General features: G+C 34.9%; 21 protein-coding genes. 3 read left to right on the top strand and 18 right to left on the bottom strand.

Annotated elements, in window-relative coordinates; all coding sequences use genetic code 11:
• Positions 1-1,053: 1,053 nt before the first annotated feature.
• The 5 genes from WQ54_RS11730 to WQ54_RS11710 all read right to left on the bottom strand — a co-directional run bounded on the left by WQ54_RS11730 (position 1,054) and on the right by WQ54_RS11710 (position 3,516).
• Complete coding sequence (locus WQ54_RS11730; protein ID WP_046516671.1) at positions 1,054-1,272, bottom strand: YneF family protein; 219 nt, start codon at positions 1,270-1,272, stop codon at positions 1,054-1,056.
• 85 nt (positions 1,273-1,357) lie between these two features.
• Positions 1,358-1,804: a sporulation inhibitor of replication protein SirA gene (gene sirA / locus WQ54_RS11725; RefSeq protein WP_046516667.1), complete on the bottom strand. Its 447-nt coding sequence runs from the start codon at positions 1,802-1,804 to the stop codon at positions 1,358-1,360.
• A 249-nt stretch (positions 1,805-2,053) separates the two neighbouring features.
• Positions 2,054-2,287, bottom strand: a complete 234-nt coding sequence (locus WQ54_RS11720) for a DUF896 domain-containing protein (RefSeq protein ID WP_046516665.1) — start codon at positions 2,285-2,287, stop codon at positions 2,054-2,056.
• A gap of 199 nt (positions 2,288-2,486) precedes the next feature.
• A complete protein-coding gene (locus tag WQ54_RS11715; protein ID WP_046516662.1) occupies positions 2,487-3,143 on the bottom strand; it encodes a recombinase family protein in 657 nt (218 codons plus the stop codon).
• A gap of 61 nt (positions 3,144-3,204) precedes the next feature.
• A complete protein-coding gene (locus WQ54_RS11710) occupies positions 3,205-3,516 on the bottom strand; it encodes a LysM peptidoglycan-binding domain-containing protein (protein WP_046516660.1) in 312 nt (103 codons plus the stop codon).
• A 156-nt stretch (positions 3,517-3,672) separates the two neighbouring features.
• On the opposite strand from WQ54_RS11710, the gene lexA reads away from it, so the two are divergent.
• Complete coding sequence (gene lexA, locus WQ54_RS11705) at positions 3,673-4,296, top strand: transcriptional repressor LexA (protein WP_046516657.1); 624 nt, start codon at positions 3,673-3,675, stop codon at positions 4,294-4,296.
• Between the two features lie 199 nt (positions 4,297-4,495).
• Here lexA and glnA read toward each other — a convergent pair whose 3' ends face one another.
• From glnA to hflX, 4 genes are all read right to left on the bottom strand, one after another.
• On the bottom strand, positions 4,496-5,830 hold the full coding sequence (glnA, locus tag WQ54_RS11700) for a type I glutamate--ammonia ligase (protein WP_046516654.1): 1,335 nt from the start codon (positions 5,828-5,830) through the stop codon (positions 4,496-4,498).
• Positions 5,831-5,884: 54 nt separating this feature from the next.
• Positions 5,885-6,289 carry a MerR family transcriptional regulator gene (locus WQ54_RS11695; protein WP_046516651.1) on the bottom strand — a complete coding sequence of 135 codons (405 nt, stop codon included), beginning with the start codon at positions 6,287-6,289 and terminating at the stop codon, positions 5,885-5,887.
• Between the two features lie 101 nt (positions 6,290-6,390).
• A complete protein-coding gene (locus tag WQ54_RS11690) occupies positions 6,391-7,665 on the bottom strand; it encodes a methionine gamma-lyase family protein (RefSeq protein ID WP_046516645.1) in 1,275 nt (424 codons plus the stop codon).
• Complete coding sequence (gene hflX, locus WQ54_RS11685) at positions 7,658-8,941, bottom strand: GTPase HflX (RefSeq protein ID WP_269431566.1); 1,284 nt, start codon at positions 8,939-8,941, stop codon at positions 7,658-7,660. The genes WQ54_RS11690 and hflX overlap by 8 nt, the downstream gene beginning before the upstream one ends.
• Before the next feature lie 254 nt (positions 8,942-9,195).
• Here hflX and WQ54_RS11680 point away from each other — a divergent pair, with 254 nt between their 5' ends.
• The gene (locus tag WQ54_RS11680) at positions 9,196-9,825 is read left to right on the top strand and encodes a trimeric intracellular cation channel family protein (protein WP_046516635.1); all 630 of its coding nucleotides are present in this window, start codon (positions 9,196-9,198) and stop codon (positions 9,823-9,825) included.
• 92 nt (positions 9,826-9,917) lie between these two features.
• On the opposite strand, the gene WQ54_RS11675 is transcribed toward WQ54_RS11680, so the two are convergent.
• On the bottom strand, positions 9,918-10,256 hold the full coding sequence (locus WQ54_RS11675; RefSeq protein ID WP_046516632.1) for a hypothetical protein: 339 nt from the start codon (positions 10,254-10,256) through the stop codon (positions 9,918-9,920).
• A 423-nt stretch (positions 10,257-10,679) separates the two neighbouring features.
• On the opposite strand from WQ54_RS11675, the gene WQ54_RS34255 reads away from it, so the two are divergent.
• Positions 10,680-11,015, top strand: coding sequence for a hypothetical protein (locus WQ54_RS34255; protein WP_197089583.1), 336 nt, complete (start codon positions 10,680-10,682; stop codon positions 11,013-11,015).
• A gap of 329 nt (positions 11,016-11,344) precedes the next feature.
• Here the strand turns inward: WQ54_RS34255 and spoVK are convergent, their stop codons facing one another.
• The 8 genes from spoVK to WQ54_RS11630 all read right to left on the bottom strand — a co-directional run.
• Positions 11,345-12,325, bottom strand: a complete 981-nt coding sequence (gene spoVK / locus WQ54_RS11665) for a stage V sporulation protein K (protein ID WP_046516631.1) — start codon at positions 12,323-12,325, stop codon at positions 11,345-11,347.
• A 219-nt stretch (positions 12,326-12,544) separates the two neighbouring features.
• Positions 12,545-12,769 carry an RNA chaperone Hfq gene (hfq, locus tag WQ54_RS11660; RefSeq protein ID WP_046516630.1) on the bottom strand — a complete coding sequence of 75 codons (225 nt, stop codon included), beginning with the start codon at positions 12,767-12,769 and terminating at the stop codon, positions 12,545-12,547.
• Between the two features lie 39 nt (positions 12,770-12,808).
• Positions 12,809-13,753, bottom strand: a complete 945-nt coding sequence (gene miaA / locus WQ54_RS11655) for a tRNA (adenosine(37)-N6)-dimethylallyltransferase MiaA (RefSeq protein WP_269431565.1) — start codon at positions 13,751-13,753, stop codon at positions 12,809-12,811.
• Positions 13,754-14,357: 604 nt separating this feature from the next.
• Positions 14,358-14,903 (bottom strand): DUF3231 family protein, encoded by a 546-nt coding sequence (locus WQ54_RS11650; protein WP_046516628.1) that lies wholly within the window; start codon positions 14,901-14,903, stop codon positions 14,358-14,360.
• A 305-nt stretch (positions 14,904-15,208) separates the two neighbouring features.
• On the bottom strand, positions 15,209-16,468 hold the full coding sequence (locus tag WQ54_RS11645; protein WP_046516626.1) for a DUF445 domain-containing protein: 1,260 nt from the start codon (positions 16,466-16,468) through the stop codon (positions 15,209-15,211).
• Positions 16,469-17,030: 562 nt separating this feature from the next.
• On the bottom strand, positions 17,031-17,933 hold the full coding sequence (locus WQ54_RS11640) for a sulfite exporter TauE/SafE family protein (protein ID WP_046516623.1): 903 nt from the start codon (positions 17,931-17,933) through the stop codon (positions 17,031-17,033).
• Positions 17,934-18,484: 551 nt separating this feature from the next.
• Positions 18,485-18,607 (bottom strand): hypothetical protein, encoded by a 123-nt coding sequence (locus WQ54_RS35250; RefSeq protein WP_269431564.1) that lies wholly within the window; start codon positions 18,605-18,607, stop codon positions 18,485-18,487.
• 289 nt (positions 18,608-18,896) lie between these two features.
• Positions 18,897-19,809, bottom strand: a 913-nt coding sequence (locus WQ54_RS11630; RefSeq protein ID WP_046516617.1) for an IS1182 family transposase, incomplete at its 5' end; no start/stop codon positions are given.

Below are 19,809 nucleotides of genomic sequence, written 5' to 3'. Positions count from 1 at the left end.
TTTAATGCCATTCCTCAACTTTAGTTTGATAACCCTCTTTGTCATTTAATAGCACTTAAATAATAATTAATAGTATGAGTGACATTTCCTTTCATATATCTCCGTTTTTCTTGTCCAGGCACTTAAACAAATTCATTTGTAAGTTCGGCAATTTTTATTGAACAAAAAACCACTTTTTCAGCAGAAAAAGTGGTTAGGCTTAATCAAGTTACAAAAAACAATGAAGAAATCAAAAACCTCTTAATGGGAAGGAGTTTTCATTGTATAATCTATCTAATTCTTATTTAACAATCTTTTATATTTCATTTGATTGATTCAAATTTAAGATACAGAAAAAGACCACTGGTAATAGTCAGTGGTTAATGAATATTATTTACTATTTTTATAACATTTTAGTAACGACCAGTGTTCGCAGATTGAACAAGATCCCCACCTTGAATTATAAATACCTGCTTTTGCCAAAGCGTTATAAGGATCTTTATTCCACATTTGAGCAGTATAACAGGTAGTCTGACCTTTCATAATCCATCCGTTACCACCAGAATTGGCACAACTTGCATATCCTCTTTTAGCAGTACCATTATAGCTATCAATCCAAACATTTGCATAATAATCGTGCGGGGCTGCTTTATAAAACTTTAAGTAACCCCATGCCGTATGACAATACGCACTGCCCTTTTGGTTGTAATCCTGATCGTTGATTGATTCCAATAAAAGGTTTTAAATCATGATCTGATACACTTTCAAGGTCAGTAACTCCTCTTTTTTCAACTAAATAATGTTTGAAGTGTTTTCATTTTTGACGCTTATTTTCAAACTCTGTGGGGTAAACCTTTGTTTCACAGTTTCACAGTGATGGCAACACATCTTCTAACAACAAGAAAAGACCACCTTCCCTGCTGAATTTTTCTACAGGAAAAGTAGTCTTAGGTTAGGTTTAAGAAAGATAAGACAAAATAAAATGAAAATTACCGGGAAAGATTCACCGTATCATCCCTTTTAATCCATTTTATTTTACTATATACTTTCATAAACCTTTATTTATGGGATTTATTATTTCATTTGACCTTGCATTGCTTTCATCATTTGATTGATTTTCTTTTGCGATGGTTTCATACCCATTTGCATCATCATCATTTTTAACATTTGTTCATTAATTGGTGGATTTTTCTTTAGGTAAGTCATCATGTATTTACGCGCAATGAAAAATCCTAGTGCAACTCCAGCAAGTAGTGCTAGAATGCCTACTAGAATAACAACCCATAAGTCCATTATATTTCCTCCTTCATGTTGTCTATCTTACAGTGTACTAAACCCTACGATATTATACAACATTTGAAATATAATTTCTTCATTTTTAGCCAAAATTTCTTTCTTTTATCGGATTTAACCAGCCATATCGTTCACCTTGTAAATCCATCGCTAAAAAACATGGGTCAAACTTTCTTAGCACCTCGAAAAATATCGTTTCAGCCTCATAACTTCCGTCAGAAGAAAGCTCTAGGTAACGGTCTTTTACGATTAAGGTGGCGTTCCCTCGATTGGCCTTAAGTTCAATCTTATGTATATGACGAACATTTTGATAATCCGCACGATTACCCAGATGTGTACCTAGAAGCTGATGTATAAATAAGGTTGGAATAGGCTTTGTAATATAATTAATCTGTTTTTCCAGTGTTGCTACATGATTTGAACGGACAGTTGTCCAGTGAAAGTCTTGAAACAGGTGATATATTTTTGACTCACGACCAAAGTAATGACTTGCAAATTCCTCTTCTATTAAATAAATATAATAGTGTCTCACCTTTTCACTCCTCCTCTTGCATCCCCATTTCTATTATTATAAAAGAACCTGCAAGCAAGAATTGTCTTAAGACGGAGAAAGAAGGCACTATTTTTGTCGAAGAATCATAAAATCAAAGCCAATCATATCATCTACTTCTATCGCGTTATGTCATTTATTTTAATCTTTCCAAGACTCATGTCATGCACTAAACGTGTAACTATACTCCTTTAAATATAAAAAAGGAATAAATCTTCAGATCCATTCCTTTTAATGTAAATTAAACTTTTTCTTTTCATCTTTTAATTTTTGCGGAGTTACATCATTTCCATTAGGATCCACAACAGTTACACCTTTTAACGTATTTTTCATTGAAGAACGAAAAGCTGTTAAGTATTCTTGACGTAATGATTGTTGTTCCTTTTGTTCTTTTTCCGTTAATCCCTCTGATTTAGACTTCTTTGATAACTCATTTATACGATCAATTTTTTCTTTTGGCAGCATATTATTCATTTCTCCTTTAGTCTGTTTATCATCAATAACCAACTTATAAATATAATATAACTAAAAAATGGCTTTAGCTTAGTTGGCTATTTCTTCATAAAAAAAGTCCATATGTTAATATACATGTCATCATACTAAAAGGAGACCAAAATGACAACCATTTGGCATCTCAAATTGAATGGAAATGCATTTTAAATTTTTATTCCTTATCGCTGTTTACACCATCGAGATATTCTTTATATCTTCTATGAACCGTAGCTTTGCTTACATGAAAACCAATACCTCTAAGAGTTGCTGCGATTTCATGAAAAGTAAGGTTTTTACTTCGCAGTTTTATAATTTCTTCAATGGGAACATCTATTTTTTCTCTTCCCCCGCCCTGATCTAAATTTGATAAGTTATCCTGAGGTCTATATCCGTTTTCAATCGCCCGATTCATTCCTCTTTTAATTTTATAATTAACGAGCTTTCTTTGAAATTCTTCTACCGCTGAAAGGATATTTAAAACCATTAAATCTGTTTCGGATAATTCAGGTTCACCCTGCTCATTTAGAGTAAATACTTTTGCCCCTAATTTTCTTAATTCGTGTAATAGAGCTATTTTAGCATGCCCCCGGCCTAAACGGGTATCATCTTGAACTAGGAGAACACTTGCCTGATTATCCTTAATTAATGCAAGTGCTTCAATGATTCCGTCCCGATCCACGTCATAACCACTCTGCCGTTCCTCAATAACTTTTACTACTGAAATTTTATGTAATGCTGCAAGTTGTTCTAATTCTTCTTTCTGTCTTTCGATAGAAGTATCTTGAGTTTCTTTATCAGTGCTTACTCTGCAGTATATAATTGCTTTCAATACCTATCACCCTACTGTTCTATCTAATTTACGCTCTAGTTAAAATCGCCAAATCTACTATCTACTCGCTAGCGATCTGCTCCATTTGATAAAATTCTTCTTTATCCAATGGTACAACCACTAAATCTCCTGGCTTAATAGTGCTAGAATGAATGTTATTTTTATCCTGGACCCATTCAACAAATTCTTGTTTTGTAATATTGGCATTCTCGTGGAATTGTTCAGCTAAACTCCATAAACTGTCTCCCTCTTCTATTTTAACTTGATGAAAGTTTTCAAGTCGATTATTACTACCTGAAAATGATATTGCTCCGGTAACAGCTATGAATACAACGAAGAAAGCTAGGATATAAAAGATTGTTTCTTTTTTCATTTTTTCACCTCATAAGAATATTTGTTCGTATTAATAATTTCAGTATAGTACGAACAATTGTTCCGGTCAACTATTTTTTTCGAACTTATGTTTGTATAAAAAGGTAAATGATGCTATAATAAACATATATTACAGGAATCCGAGGTGTCACAAAGGATGACGAAACTATCAAAAAGACAACAGGATATATTAAGTTTTATTAAAGATGAGGTTCAAAAGAAGGGCTACCCTCCTTCAGTTCGTGAAATAGGTGAAGCAGTCGGACTTGCTTCAAGCTCTACTGTTCATGGTCACTTAGCTAGATTGGAATCAAAGGGCCTAATTCGCCGTGATCCGACAAAGCCTAGGGCTATTGAAATATTGGAAGAGGAAGAAACACTTCATATTCCTAAAAGTAAGGTTGTAAATGTTCCGGTCATCGGTAAGGTAACGGCAGGTTTGCCGATAACAGCTATTGAAAATGTAGAAGAATACTTCCCGCTCCCTGATCGGTATATAAATGATGATGATCATGTATTCATGCTTGAAATTATGGGAGAGAGTATGATAGAGGCTGGTATACTTGATGGTGATATGGTAATCGTTAGACAGCAGCAGACTGCCAACAATGGCGATATCGTTGTCGCCATGACCGAGGAAGATGAAGCAACCTGTAAACGGTTCTTTAAAGAGAGGGATTACATTCGCTTACAACCCGAAAACTCTACTATGGAGCCGATCATTTTACGAAATGTTTCCATCCTAGGTAAAGTAATTGGTGTTTACCGTACCATTCATTAAAAAGCTTACAACAAGGTCTATTGCATCTGAAAAAGAATAAAAAGGCGTGTGATTTAGTCGCACGTCTTTTTTATTCTTTTTTATAGCTATTTTCGTATTTATTGTTCAAAAACTGTCCTTGAGAAGCTTTTTAACGACAACTTAGCATGATCACAAAAAAAACCCTTGAACGTAAAGTGTCAAGGGTTTTTTTATCATTTTAATACATTGACATGTATTGTTCTCTTTCCCATGGGTGAACTTGTGTGCGGAACATATCCCACTCGATTTCTTTTGCTTCGATGAAATGTTCAAATAAGTGCTCACCTAATGCATGCTTCATTGTGCTGTCTGCTTTTAATAAATCTAATGCTTGAGCAAGAGTTGCTGGTAAATCAACGATTCCATTTTCAACACGCTCTTCTTTAGACATCACATAAATGTTGCGATCAATTGGTTTTGGTGCTTCAAGTTTATTTTTAATTCCGTCAAGACCAGCAGCTAAAAGAACGCTCATTGCTAAGTAAGGATTTGCTGCAGGGTCAACGCTGCGTACTTCAACACGAGTACTTAAGCCGCGAGATGCTGGAATACGGATTAAAGGACTTCTGTTCTGTGCAGACCATGCAACATAACAAGGTGCTTCATAGCCTGGCACTAGACGTTTGTATGAGTTAACAGTTGGATTTGTTACCGCAGTAAACGCTGGTGCATGTTTAATAACACCTGCAATAAATTGTCTAGCTGTTTCACTCAATTGAAGATCTGCACTAGTATCTAAAAACGCATTCTCGCCGTTACGGAATAATGACAAGTTACAGTGCATACCGGATCCGTTAACACCAAATAATGGTTTTGGCATGAATGTAGCATGTAAACCATGTTTACGAGCGATGGTTTTAACAACTAATTTAAATGTTTGGATATCATCACATGCTTTGATTGCTCCAGCATATTTGAAGTCAATTTCATGCTGGCCTGGTGCAACCTCATGGTGAGATGCTTCGATTTCAAAGCCCATTTCTTCAAGCTCAAGAACGATATCACGACGGCAGTTTTCACCCAAATCAGTTGGAGCTAAATCGAAGTAACCGCCATTATCGTTTAATTCTAGAGTTGGTTCGCCTTTTTCATCTAATTTAAATAAGAAGAATTCTGGTTCAGGCCCTAAGTTGAAATCAGTAAATCCGAGCTCTTCCATTTCAGCAAGGATACGACGTAAGTTATTACGCGGATCACCGGCAAATGGAGTGCCATCCGGATTATAGATATCACAAATAAAGCGGGCTACCTTTCCTTTTTCCGCTGTCCAAGGGAAAATGACGAAGGTATCTAGATCAGGATATAAATACATATCGGATTCTTCAATACGTACAAACCCTTCAATTGAAGATCCGTCAAACATCATTTTGTTGTCTAATGCTTTATCAAGCTGACTTACTGGGATTTCAACGTTTTTAATTGTTCCAAGAATATCGGTGAATTGTAAACGGATGTACTTAACATTGTTTTCTTTTACTAAACTAATAATATCTTCTCTTGAATATTTAGACATTGAAAATCTCCTCTCCTACAGACAATATTTATTATAAATAAAAGTTACTTATAATTAATGGAAAAATCTCGACATGTCACCATGTCTTAATGTTGGTCGATTGAAGCGGCCTGCTTGCATTAGTTCTGATTTTAACAGCTTGCGTAATTCCGCGTCACTGAGGTCAGGCTTCTCAACCGTTTTAGGTTGCTCTTGCTGGACTTCATCAGGTGTATTTTCTTTACGTGAAAATATTTGTTTAATACCAGCCAGATTGACACCTTGTTCAATTAGGTTACGTATCTCCAATAATTTATCTACATCATTAAACGAAAAGAGTCGTCGATTGCTTTCCGTTCTCGCCGGAAAAATCAGTTCATTCTCTTCATAGTATCGAATTTGTCTTGCAGAGAGATCTGTCAGCTGCATAACAATTCCAATAGGGAATAGGGGCATTGAGCGTCGAATATTATCACTCATGTTATTCGCTCCTTTTGTTTACTATTCTAAGTATATACCATGTCATATTATATGTCAAACAATTGTAAGAAATTCTAACATTAGCTGCCATTTTAAAATCATCACTTAGTTACTGTGATTAATTCTTGTTCGATTAATGAATCAACTGCCGAGCAAATCGCTATTTTCACATGGGAATATGTAAGCCCGCCTTGAACATATGCAACATATGGCTCTCTTAATGGTCCATCGGCTGACAATTCAATACTTGCACCTTGGATGAATGTCCCGGCAGCCATAATCACATCATCTTCATAACCTGGCATATAGCTTGGATATGGGGTAACATGTGAATTGATAGGTGATGCATATTGTATAGCTTGGCAAAAAGCAACCATCAGCTTTGGATCACCGAATTGGACAGACTGAATTAAATCTGTTCGCGGAGTATTCCAGGATGGATTCGTCTTCATCCCTAGTTGTTCTAAGAAGGAAGCTGTAAAAATTGCCCCTTTCAAGGCTTGTCCCACAACATGCGGTGCTAAAAAGAAACCTTGGTACATTTCTTGTAAACTATATAAGGAAGCACCTGCTTCTGCACCAATTCCCGGAGATGTCATCCTGTATGAGCATGCTTCAACTAATGCTTTTTTCCCAACAATATAACCACCTGTTTTTGCAATTCCTCCGCCTGGATTTTTTATTAAAGATCCAGCTATTAAATCGGCACCAACATGACATGGCTCTGATTCTTCTACAAACTCACCATAGCAATTATCAACAAAAATAACAATATCTTCATTAAAAGATTTAACAAAATCTATCATTTCTTTTATTTCAGAAACGGTAAAAGATGGACGAGTGGCATAACCCTTTGAACGCTGAATACCAATCATTTTCGTTTTATCTGTTATTGCACGTTTCACAGCCTCAAAATCAACAGTGCCTTCCTTGCTCAGATCAACGGTTTGGTAACCAATTCCGAACTCTTTTAATGAACCAACCCCACTTCCTCTTATCCCGACGATTTCTTCTAGTGTATCATATGGCTTACCAGTTATATAAATGAGTTCGTCCCCTGGTCTTAGCACCCCAAATAAAGCGATGGAAATCGCATGGGTACCGGAAATGATCTGTGGTCTAACAAGCGCTGCTTCCCCGCCAAAAACATCAGCATAAATGTCTTCTAATGTATCTCTGCCACTATCATCATAACCATAACCGGTAGTAGGAATAAAATGAGAATCACTGACACGGTACTTTTGAAAGCTTTGAAGGATTCTGAATTGATTTGCTTCACTCCTTCTTTCAATATCTTCATGCACATGCTTGATCTTTTTTTCTACATTTTCTACAAGCGGTGCAAGCACTGCTCCGTGTTTTAAAAAATTAAACATTATTCTTACCCTCTCCATTGTACTTCTCTAGCTGTCCATTAATTGAATGTGTTGGAAGAACATATCCTTCTATTTCGTATAATTCGTCTTGCTCATTAAAGTTCAGCTTATTAACTAAGGACTCTGTTTTTAATTGTGAAATTAATCTGCCTTCACTAGCAGGAATTCTAACATTATACAAGTTCATGCTATCCTTAATAAATCTCTCGACATGTGTCATCAATTTATGTAAATCTTCCTCTGAAAATGCAGTAATATGAATATAATCCTCTTTCGGTGATGGGACAAACGAATCCAATGCGACATCTTTTTTATTATAAACTGTTAAGACAGGAATATCAGTTACTTCTAACTGCTCTAAAAGCTTATAAACCGTCTGTTCGTGATTTGCATAATCTTCATTTGAACTATCTACTACATGCAGAATTAAGTTCGCTTCTCTTACTTCCTCTAGCGTGGAACGAAAAGCAGCAACCAGCGTAGTTGGAAGATCCTGAATAAATCCAACTGTATCTGTTATCAGAGCTTGATAATTAGATGGTAACAACACCTTTCGTGTCAAGGGATCCAATGTTGCGAATAATAAGTTTTCTTCAAAACTTTCAGCTGTTGTTAATCGATTGAAAATTGTTGATTTTCCTGCATTTGTATAGCCAACAAGAGCAATTTGGAATGCTTGATTTTTTTTACGACGCTCTCGATATCTGTTTCGATGCCGAACAACAGTAGAAAGCTGCTGTTTAATTTCATGAATACGATTACGAATATGACGGCGATCTGTTTCAAGCTGTGTCTCACCTGGTCCTCTTGTTCCGATTCCACCGCCTTGGCGTGATAAGGCGATCCCTTGCCCCATAAGTCTAGGCAATAAATATTGGAGCTGCGCCAACTCAACTTGAAGCTTACCTTCTTTTGTTTTTGCACGTTGTGCAAAAATATCTAATATCAACTGTGTTCGATCAATGATTCTAACATCCAGCGTAGATGATAAATTTCTAAGCTGACTTGGCGAGAGCTCATCATTAAAAATAACCAGATCTGGTTCAAGCTCTTTGACAAGATTTAAAAGCTCATCAACCTTGCCTTTCCCTATGTATGTGGCCGGGTGTGGGCGCTCCCTTTTTTGTATGATACTAGTAAGTACCTCACCGTTTGCTGTTTTTGTAAGTGAAGCAAGCTCTTCCATGGAATATTGAAAATGATCATCATGCATTTCTTGAAGCTGACAACCAACTAAAATAACTTTTTCTTTCAAGTGATCAAGTGTATTATTCAATAATAACCATTCCTTTTTTTGCATTTTAGCAATCTAATCATATCAAACATTTGGATATTTCTCTAATCCTTTCTATATTATAAACAGAAAGCTTAGATCCATATCGTTAATCCTCCATAATTTACAGGGAAAACCATTGACCTTTCTAAATCTGAGCTTTAAAATCAAGTTCGACTATAAAGTGAGAAACCTGTCAGGGGGATTTTTCTGTCTGTTAAGAATGGCATTTTGCTTGATTTGGGGGATATAAAGCAATGACTTGGGAAGTTTTAAGTATAATTGGAACAATTGCATTTGCAATTAGTGGAGCTATTATTGCGATGGAAGAAGAATATGATATTTTAGGCATTTATATATTGGGGATCGTTACAGCATTTGGAGGCGGAGCAATTCGGAATTTATTAATCGGGGTTCCAGTGACCGCATTATGGGAGCAAGGTACGCTTTTTCAAATCGCACTTTTTGCCATGACTATTGTCTTTCTCTTCCCACATCGTTTATTAAAACATTGGCACATTTGGGGGAACCTAACAGATGCGATCGGGCTATCTGCCTTTGCTATCCAAGGTGCACTCTATGCTGACAACATGGGTCATCCTACAAGTGCAGTAGTGGTGGCGGCAGTGTTAACGGGAAGTGGCGGCGGAATTGTCAGAGACTTGCTGGCAGGGCGAAAACCACTGGTACTCCGCTCGGAAATTTATGCGTTTTGGGCAATCATTGCTGGCATTCTCATAGGTTTTGATATTATTGAACATCCTGCTGAATTATATATCTTATTCGTTGCTATCGTTATACTTAGAGTTTTATCTTATACGTTTAATTGGCATTTGCCTAATCGGAGCTTGAAACCTCCAGCTAAAGACAAATCTTTTAAAGCCTAAAACAATACTCCCATCAGAGGAGGTTTTACAGCAGTCTAAGATAGGATAAAAAAGAAACACGCATGTTCTCCACCGTGTTTCTTTCCTAGCCATTAACTGATTTTTTGCAATGCGTATCTGGATTGATTTACCTTGCATTTAATATACGTTTGAGTTGTATCAAACATATCTGCAACGTACTTGGTCGCTCCATAGTACGTTTTTTCATTTGCCATTTCCTCACTAACAATATAATCATAAATTGTTGCTTCTATATCATTAAAAAATGGTAAGATTTTTTTGTTATCTGCTAGAATTTGATAAAGCTGTGTGATTAAATACGGATTTTTTTCAAATCTTTCTTCTAGTTGATCAATTACATATTCATTAAGTGACACTTCATTTTCAACAAGATATTTAAGCTCTTCTAAAAATAATTTGTTATCACTCATCCTGATCACTCCTTCTTATACCTCGTATTTTAACATCGTCACAGCATTTTTGAAAGCGTTTCCAACGCGAATTTCTATAGCTTTTTTCGAACGAAGTTAGCAGATTTCATGCTATTTGTATATCACTCAACATCTTAATGCAATATGATCTATAATTCCAGGCTGTATCTTTAACTACAGAATCTAAAAATCAAGCAATTTTAAGGTTTTTCAGTTGAAATATGTTCACGGTTTTAATTTAACAGAATAATATAAAGTGAGTCTTCAATTTTTGAGATTTCTCCCCTGTTGCTTAGCATCTTATTGCATCTTTTCGGGCAGTTTACCTTCACTTATCTTCTCTGGATTTTTAAAGGTGGGTGTTATCGTACCGGAAAGAAGGGATAAAAATGATCATTCCTTTTTGAAAGGTGTGAAAGATCAATGAAATGGAAAAATTACGGATTATGGGTGTCAATAGCATCTGTTTTATATATGGTCTTAAAGGATCTTGGCTATCAAATTGATTTAACTCGCTGGGAAACATATGTAACAGGGATTTTGGGAATATTAGCTGCATTGGGGATTATTTCAAACCCAGAAAATGGTAAAGGCTTCTTTAATGCAAAAACACCACCATCTTCAAGTTCTGCAAAAACTCCTTCAGAAAACGAAATCGGCTGTCAAGAACAAGAGAAGAAAAATCAAGTAGCTGATCAATCTGATCAATCATTTGTGGATACAGAACCATACCGGAGATTTCCACCTGATGAAAAATAATTAAGATGAAATGCAGGCAGAAGCCTTTTATCATCAACTTAATGGCAAAAACGGAACGAGGCTGTCTTATAAATTGGGTATATCCCACTTTCTTAAGACAGCCTCTTCACATTTTTTTACGAAATGAGACTTTTATAAATAGGGTTTTTTCGAAGTACAGGATTACAAGTACTGACTTTGCCACAGGACGGGACGATTATCCCGCTTAAACCAGCACATTGTGCGGCAATACCAGTGGAAGACAACAATCCAGCGGATATTTATTGTCGTTTTTCCCCTCTTCTTTTCATAATTCCCTACCAAATCTTGAAGTAGGGTTTTACATCCTTTTAAGATTGGGAAAGGTTTGTCTTTTCATCTGTTATGACTAAATCCTGACCTTTAATGGTTAACAGATCATCACGTTTATATTTGTCTGTAAGCAATAAACGCATTGCTTGCGAACGAATTGACTTCTCAATAATATTTCGAACATACCGACCATTACTAAATTTTGCAGGATGTGTGATTGCTTTCACACTCATGAGATGCTCTTTTAATTTGACTGTTGCATCCTCATTAAATCGATATTCTTTTTCTGCTAGCATTCTTGAGGATATCTCCATTAAATCATCAACAGAATAATCAGGAAAATCAACAACTATCGGAAATCTTGATAGCAAGCCAGGGTTAAGAGATAAAAAATTTTCCATTTCCCTAGGATAGCCGGCTAGAATTAAGACAAAATCATGCTGTTTATCCTCCATATGTTTAACAAGCGTATCAATTGCTTCTTTTCCAAAATCCTTCTCGCCGCCTCTGGCAAGTGAGTATGCTTCATCGATAAACAGAATTCCTCCAAGTGATTTTTTAATAAGATCACGGGTTTTTTGAGCAGTATGACCAATGTATTCCCCTACTAAATCTGCTCTTTCTGCCTCAATCAGGTGCCCCTTCGACAAAACGTTCATTTGAAAGAATAATTTTCCTATTAATCGAGCTACAGTTGTTTTTCCTGTGCCGGGATTTCCTTTAAACATCATGTGGAGAGCTTGTTTTCCCGCTTTTAATCCTTGTTCTTCGCGCTTTTTATTGATAAAAATCCAAGCATATATTTCCTTAATCATTCGTTTCATTTCATTCATTCCAACAAGAGTACCCATTTCGTCCTCTATTTCTTTAAGAATCGTATGTTTACTTTCAACTTTTGGAATCTTCAAATCATAGGAAGATGAGCTGACTTTGTCAACGGCTTTTTCATTTGTTTGATTATTTAGGATGATATTAATCTGTCCATTCGTTTTATAAGTGACTGCTCGATCTTGTTCCAAAGATGTTCACCTCACAATCGATAACATTTGACGAAAAACAGAAGAAAATGTTGATTCCTGCGCTTTCCCAAGAAATATTCATTCCTTTATTTATATTTCAATTAGTTGAGATTTACCACAGTTGAGTATAGTTTTTTAAAGAATATATTTTGTTGGAGGTGTTTCTTGAAACAAATAAAAGAGAGCTGATCTTTATCGATCAGCTCTCTTTATTTGTTTTTATTCAAGTTCTAACTGAATATTTTTTTGCGGAGAAAAAGTTGAAATAGCATGCTTGTAAATAAGCTGTTGCTTCCCCTCTGTTTCTAAAAGAACCGTAAAATTGTCAAAGCCTTTAACAAGGCCTCTTAATTGGAATCCATTAAGTAAAAACACAGTCACAAATGTACTGTCCTTGCGCAATTGGTTAAGAAATTGGTCTTGAATGTTTATTGTTTGTTTCATGTTTCGTCCTCCTCTTTTCTCTATACCTTTTTAATTCGATTAAAGTTGATGCTTTCCTGCTATATATGTAAAAATTTCATCTACCATTTCATCATGATTAATAGGTGGAGTCATATCAAACCACTCGACATCCATCTTATTTCGAAACCATGTCAACTGTCGTTTTGCATATCTTCTTGAATTTTGCTTTAACGTATCAATTGCTTGATCATACGATATTTTCCCATCAAAATAGTCATAAAGTTCTTTATAACCGATTGCTTGAATCGCTTGGGTTTCACGGATTCCATTTTCATAAAGGCGCTTAACCTCTTCAACTAATCCTTGTTTCACCATAAGCTCAACTCTTTGATTGATACGGTTATACAATACCTCACGATCCATTGTCAACCCAATTAAAGCTGTATTATAGAGGAGCTCCTGTTTTTGTCCCCCTATAAAATCAGACATTTTTTTATTTGTACAATGGTAAATTTCCAGAGCCCTTATTACCCTTCTGCTATTGTTTGGATGAATTTTACTAGCTGCTTCAGGATCGACTTTTTCAAGCATTTGATGTATGGCATGTTCTCCTTTTTCTAAAAGATCTAATTCAAGCTTTGTCCTAAAAACAGGATCTGACGGTGTTTCTGTAAATTGATAATCAAATAAAACTGATTGTATGTATAAGCCTGTTCCACCCACAATCATCGGTGTTTTCCCCTGATTTGCTATTTCTTCAATTAAAGGTCGAACAGTTGCTTGAAATTCAGCTGCTGAATAATCTTCATCAGGATGTTTAATATCAAGTAAATGATGACGTATGCCACTCATTTCTTCTTTTGTTATTTTTGCTGTACCGATATCCATCCCCTTGTAAATTTGCATTGAATCTCCGCTGATAATTTCTGCATTTAGTCGATGAGCTAAATCAATGCTTAATTTTGTTTTTCCAACTGCTGTTGGACCAATGATGACGACGAGCTTCCTTTTTTCCAATAACAATCACTCTTTCACACCTGACTAGATTCTACGTTCATCATCTTATCATGCGAACATCACGAACACCAGAATATTCTTCCCTTTTTAATCTAAATGTAAACATTTTGCATGTATGAATAGAATAAATTTAACGATTATTTATGTATTTCTCTTTGTTTACATAATATATTTATGGTATACTTTTATCGTTTTTACATATTCCATTAAATTAATAAGCCCTCACCTTGAGGGCTTATATTCTGTTATTATTTCTTTTTATCTTATCTACAAGCTTAATATAATTTAATAATACATCCAATGGCCATAACAAACTTGTCAGGACGATCTCATAACGCTTTAACTCATTGATTTTATAAACAGAATAAAAAACACCGATGATCATATAAATCAGTAGTATAAGCATAATGATTCCCTTTCGTTTTTTCCATTGTATTCAACATTTCAAAATTGGTTCAAATGAATGATTTTAGTTAGCAATCATAAGGAAAATACCGCTTAAATCACAAAAAATAAAACGCCAATCCCTTGAATCCTATGGGTTTGGCGTTTATGATTTTTAAGTGAAAATCTAAAATTTGCCCTTGATTGTTTTTGCTTCATTGTTAGCTTAATGGTTATTAGAAGGCTGGACGTAAAATGGAGGCATTTTAATCCACCCTCGTTTGCGCATTAAATGTTTTAATCTAGTTGCGAAAGCTAATTTTTCTGCTTGAAACTGAATAAACAATAAACCTACATCTGTACGGATTGATTCTGAAGCAGCACCAGCTGCACGCATGATTAAGCTGACAATTTTTAAAGATAATTCGTTTGCAAGTACATCATCCGTTAATTTAACACCAAGAGGAATACTGTTAGAGTCTGATATAGGCATATCTTCAGGAGCAGAAGGTAATGGAATTCCTTCCTTTATCATAAAATCATGGAGTCGTTGCCTTTGGCTTGTTCCTAGTTTCAAATCTTCTTCAAGTATTGCCTTTAGTTCTTTATCCGTCGTGGTATTAATCCCTGATTGTACAGAAACTTTAGCTAATTCAAGGCCTGCTAAATAAATCCAGCATGACATCACTTCACCGACATGAAGAGGCTGATCTTTATCTTGATTTGTCATGGATTTCATAGCATCCATAACTGTTTCCCATACATTTACCATGTGATCCCTCCTGTTTTTGTAGCCTTAATTATTTATATTGTTTGTGGCATATGATTTTTTATTCTTAATTTGATAGTAAGAGACACTTAGGCAACGTTTTATATCGATATGCTTCATAATGTAAGAAGGAATTAGTCTAAGTTGTTTTATGATCACCGCTGAGTTTCTCGTGAAAATAACCGAGCCATAAAAAACCTGTATAGAATAATGAACTCTATACAGGCTTAAATTATTATCTTAACTTAAAAAGAGAAAAACATCTCAAGTTTATTATTGAACGCACCCCTAATTGGTATTAAAGGATACTATGATGCCAGGTTAAAAAGAGCTTGTACACCAGTTAGGAAAATCCCGATAATAAAACCACAAACCGCTCCATTAACACGGATCCATTGCAGATCTTTTCCGATATTATTTTCCACCATATCAATCAGTGTTTCAGTGTCTAATTTATCTAAATTCTCTTGTACAAGTTTGCCGATTTGCGAATGATTATTTTCAATGAAAACTGAAATTTGTTTCTGTATCCACTTATCAATGTTATCGTTATTTTCTTGTAAAATGTTTAGTAAACGATCCTTTAATGGAATAAGATAAGTCTCAAAAAAATCTTCGTCATCTACGATATTCAATATATTTTGTTTAATTTGTTGCAGACTATCCGTTATTGTTTGATCAGGCTCCCATTTCGTAAGAAGTTGATTTTTCCATTTGTCAACTCCCTCCAATAACTGCTTATTATCATTTATAGCTTGAATCTCTTTCCGAATATATAATACTAAAGCTTCACGATTTGGTTCTCCCTCATGTTGCAGACTTTTTACAACACTTAGTAATAGGTTTTGCACGATATTACCCAGTTTTTCCTCACTAAGTAAACTTTTTATGGAATTTAGAGCAAATTGCAGCATTCCTTCTGCTTCGATCTTGTTAATAACATTCATTGAAATTGCCCCAAGTCGCTGACTGGTTTGTTCTTGTTTTAACCAATTATCTGCTTTTTTCAATAAATGATCTAAAACTTTCTTATCCATATTTTCATTTAGCAGCTTTGAGCTTATTAATTGAAAAAACATTCTCATTTCAACTTTAGAAAGTGTAGATATTAATTGCTTTTTAACGAATGGTGTAATCTTTTCAACTTCTATGTAACCAATCGTTTTCTTAATCAGATTAATAAGACCTTTTCTGGAAGAATCATTTTGCATCTGATTTTCAATAGCAGCAATTAGCTTTTGTGTAAAGGGAATGTGTTTTACTTTTTCTTGAATGCTCTCCTTAGAAAGCCAGTCATTTTTTAATACAGAAACAAGTGCATTTGACATTCTTTTACGATTATTGGGCAATAAAGCTGTATGGGGTATTGGTAACCCAAGTGGATGGCGAAATAATGCAGTAACTGCAAACCAATCCGCTAAACCACCAACCAGCCCAGCTTCAAAACCCCCATGTAATAAACCTCCCCATAGTGAATCATCTACAGGTGTGGTTGCAATATAACCTAACCCCATAATAATTAGTGAATATCTAGCAATTTTTTTTGACGATTTTGTTTTTGTTGACATCCTATTACCTCATCCTTAAATGATTTCAACATTTACTATAACCAAATTATTAGCAAATTTCATCCCAGAGCTTTATAAAAAGCTAATTTATTTTTAAATCGGTTTTACCCCCTTAATCTTAAACAGTTATTTTATTAAACAATCTGAGCAGTTTTCCTGAACATACACTCTTCAATTAACCTCCTTCGTTAAACAAAAAAGAAAAGAATTTGTTAGTTGAGGAAGAATTTCAAATAATGATTTTTATTTAGTTGGAATTACTAACGACTTAGGCCCCATTAGTATTAATGCTTTTTTATTAAGTAAATTCGGGTTCTCCTGAATAGATTTAGGCAAGGGTGGTTGTTAGTATGCTTCATAAAAAAGGTTGTTTAGAAAAGAGTGTGTCAGTACAACAAGGAATTTTCAGTTATGAACTTCACTGAGATGCTTTCAATAACACTCAAAATATACAAAGAGTCATAATTAAGTCCTTTCAAAGTGTAGACAAGAAAAAGCCCAACAGAAATCTATGGAACATATCCTGTTTGGGCTGCTGCTAATATTCACTTTAATCGACTTTTTAAATCTCACCTTCTAAACTTGTTTTACTACTTCTATCTAATTGGATATTATTTCGCACTGTCCATACAATAGCAAAAAGCCAACAAAACGCCAAAATACCATATATAACAGGCGTTAATTTAGAACTAGTACCCAAAGCATTTAAAACTGTGTTTAAATTCGTAAGAATAATAAATCCGCCAACTACAACACCTAGTAAATAAGAAGGGATGATACGGACTAGAAATGCAGCAATTGGAGCGGCAATGACGCCGCCAATAATAAATGCTAAAACCCAAATCCAATTTAATTGTTCCCAACCTAAAAATAGTAAAAAGCCTAAAGTAGCCGATGCTGTAACTGCAAATTCACTTGCACCCACTGTTCCAATTACTTTTCTAGGTACTGCACCTTTTATAGATAAAAGCGTTGGCGTATTTATTGGTCCCCAACCTCCGCCGCCAACTGCATCGAAAAATCCCGCAACTGCTCCTAAAGGGACTAAATACCAAGTTGATGAACCTTCTGATTCTTTTTCCATTTCATTTGAATTTTTCCGTTTAAACGAAAATCGTGTTAGCACATAAATACCCATTAACATTAAGAAAAAAGAAAGATACGGTTTAATCAAATCGCCCGGTATACTACTCAAGATCGCTGCGCCAAAAAATGCACCTAATGCTCCTGGAATCATTAACTTAATAAGCATTTTTTTATCTACATTTCCAAAACGATAATGTGAAGCTCCTGATGCAGCAGTTGTAACTATTTCGGACATGTGAACAGAAGCAGAAGCCACTGCTGGCGCTACACCAAACGCCATTAATAGTGATGTTGAAGTAAGTCCATAACCCATTCCCAGAGACCCATCAATTAATTGAGCAAAAAAGCCAACAATAGCAAAGATGATTAACTTCCTCATATTTATCTCCTTCATGTACTATCCAAACGTAAAAAACATATCTTTATAATATGATTTTATTTTGAAATAGTCCCTTTTTCTGATTAATTTTTATTTCTATTTATATGCTTTGTAAACCGATCTTTTTAATTTCTAATATACAAGTGGTTACCGTGTTAAATTGAATAATTTAATTCACAGTATTTAAATAGGATTAATAAGTTTAATATATATGAGTAATTTTTAAATGTCTATAGTTATGTTAAAATTTGTTTGAAATTCTTAATTTACAAAATAGAAAATGGGCGCTTATCCTTGTTTCAGATAGCACCCATTTATGAAATATTGAAAAATGTAAAAGTAATGCAAAATGGCTTATCAGTTACGTTGAAGGTACCCTCATATTTTGGTTATAGAGTTATAGTTGAGAGCAATTTCTTTACCATGAGATTCGTTTATATTTTTATAATAAACACTTACATTTCTAATCCCTTTTACATTATTTTTCACATCTGCCGAAATCTTTACTTTATCACCAACTGTAGCCTCTTTAGTTAGCTGATACTGTAAAACTATGTAATGTCGGTCGTGCAATATCCCCTTGTGCAAAGCTTGTTGTTGCTGGAGATAATAATGATAAAATCAACATTTAAACCGCTTTTTGTGTAAGGAAAACGTTTCTTCAAAACAATCATAAAACCGTCTCCTCTCCTCTGCTTATAATTCAACCCCTATTAAATATAATCGTTTTTATTTTTTTCCAAAAGGTTCAAAATACTATGTTTATTATGACTCTTTTACCAAATAATACCATAAGGCCATTTTAAGTTTATTGATAAATCATAGTTTAACAGCAACTTTGGACTATAAACATAGTGGTATTCAACAAAAAAACACCTTTTTAGCAAAAAGGTGTCAGACCGTAGACAAACCCCATTTCAAATCCTTGATTTGAAATGGGGTTTGCATTTTCTCTTTATTTTCTTAGGCTGGGCATGGATACTTCCATGCCCAGTTTGCCATTTTCTTGAGATTCATGGCAGCAAAAGTTAGCATCGCCTGCATGGCCACTTTTTTAATTCCTCTTAAAGTGGTCCATCGCATGCCATGCTTTTCTTTAGCATCTGCAAAGACACGTTCTATTGTCTCTTTTCGCTTAGCGTATATGTTTTTATTCATTTCTGTATGCCGTAAATGATTAACCTCATCAATTTTATCTTCCCAAATATGTCGGTGAATCATTTTCCTCTTATCCTTACTGTGTGTACATGAATCAAGGAGTGGGCAATCCTTACAAATGGCTGGATTTGATGCGTATTGTCTGTAACCATCTCTGGTCGTTGTGCGGTAAGGAAGTATTTGATCCTTCGGACAAATATAGCAATCATAATATTCATCGTAGACATATTCATATTTTTTCATGAATTCATCTTTAGTGTGGGGTCTTGTGTAAGGCATAACAGGTCTAATTTCTTTGTCCATTAAATATTTCGCAACGGGTGGAGTTTTATATCCTGCGTCTCCAGCAAGAGCATTAGGCTTGCCTACTTTTTCAATCAATTCATCTACAAGAGGATTTATTACCTGACTATCGTGTACATTTCCACCTGTCACTTGATTGGCAAGTATAAATCCCTTATTGTCACAAACTGTGTGAAAGGAGTAGGCAAATTGTTTCTCTCGTTCATTTTTAACATAATAGCCACTTTCAGGATCAGTTGTGCTTACTTTAATTTCTTTCGTCTCCGCCTTTGTTTGAGGGGGTAAAGGCTTTTTTCCATGTGCAATTCGATCTTCGTTTATCTCTTCTTCTAGTTGAGTTTGATAGCTTTTTGTTTCTGCTTTGACAGCTTCTTTTATAAACTTCCTCTTGTTTGCATTTGCTTTAACATGTGTA

The sequence above is a fragment of the Bacillus sp. SA1-12 genome (assembly GCF_000981385.1).
In the GTDB taxonomy this organism is placed as follows: Bacteria; Bacillota; Bacilli; order Bacillales; family Bacillaceae; genus Metabacillus.
The sequence above is the reverse complement of the archived record's forward strand: the minus strand, read 5'-3'. Positions and strand labels throughout refer to the sequence as shown.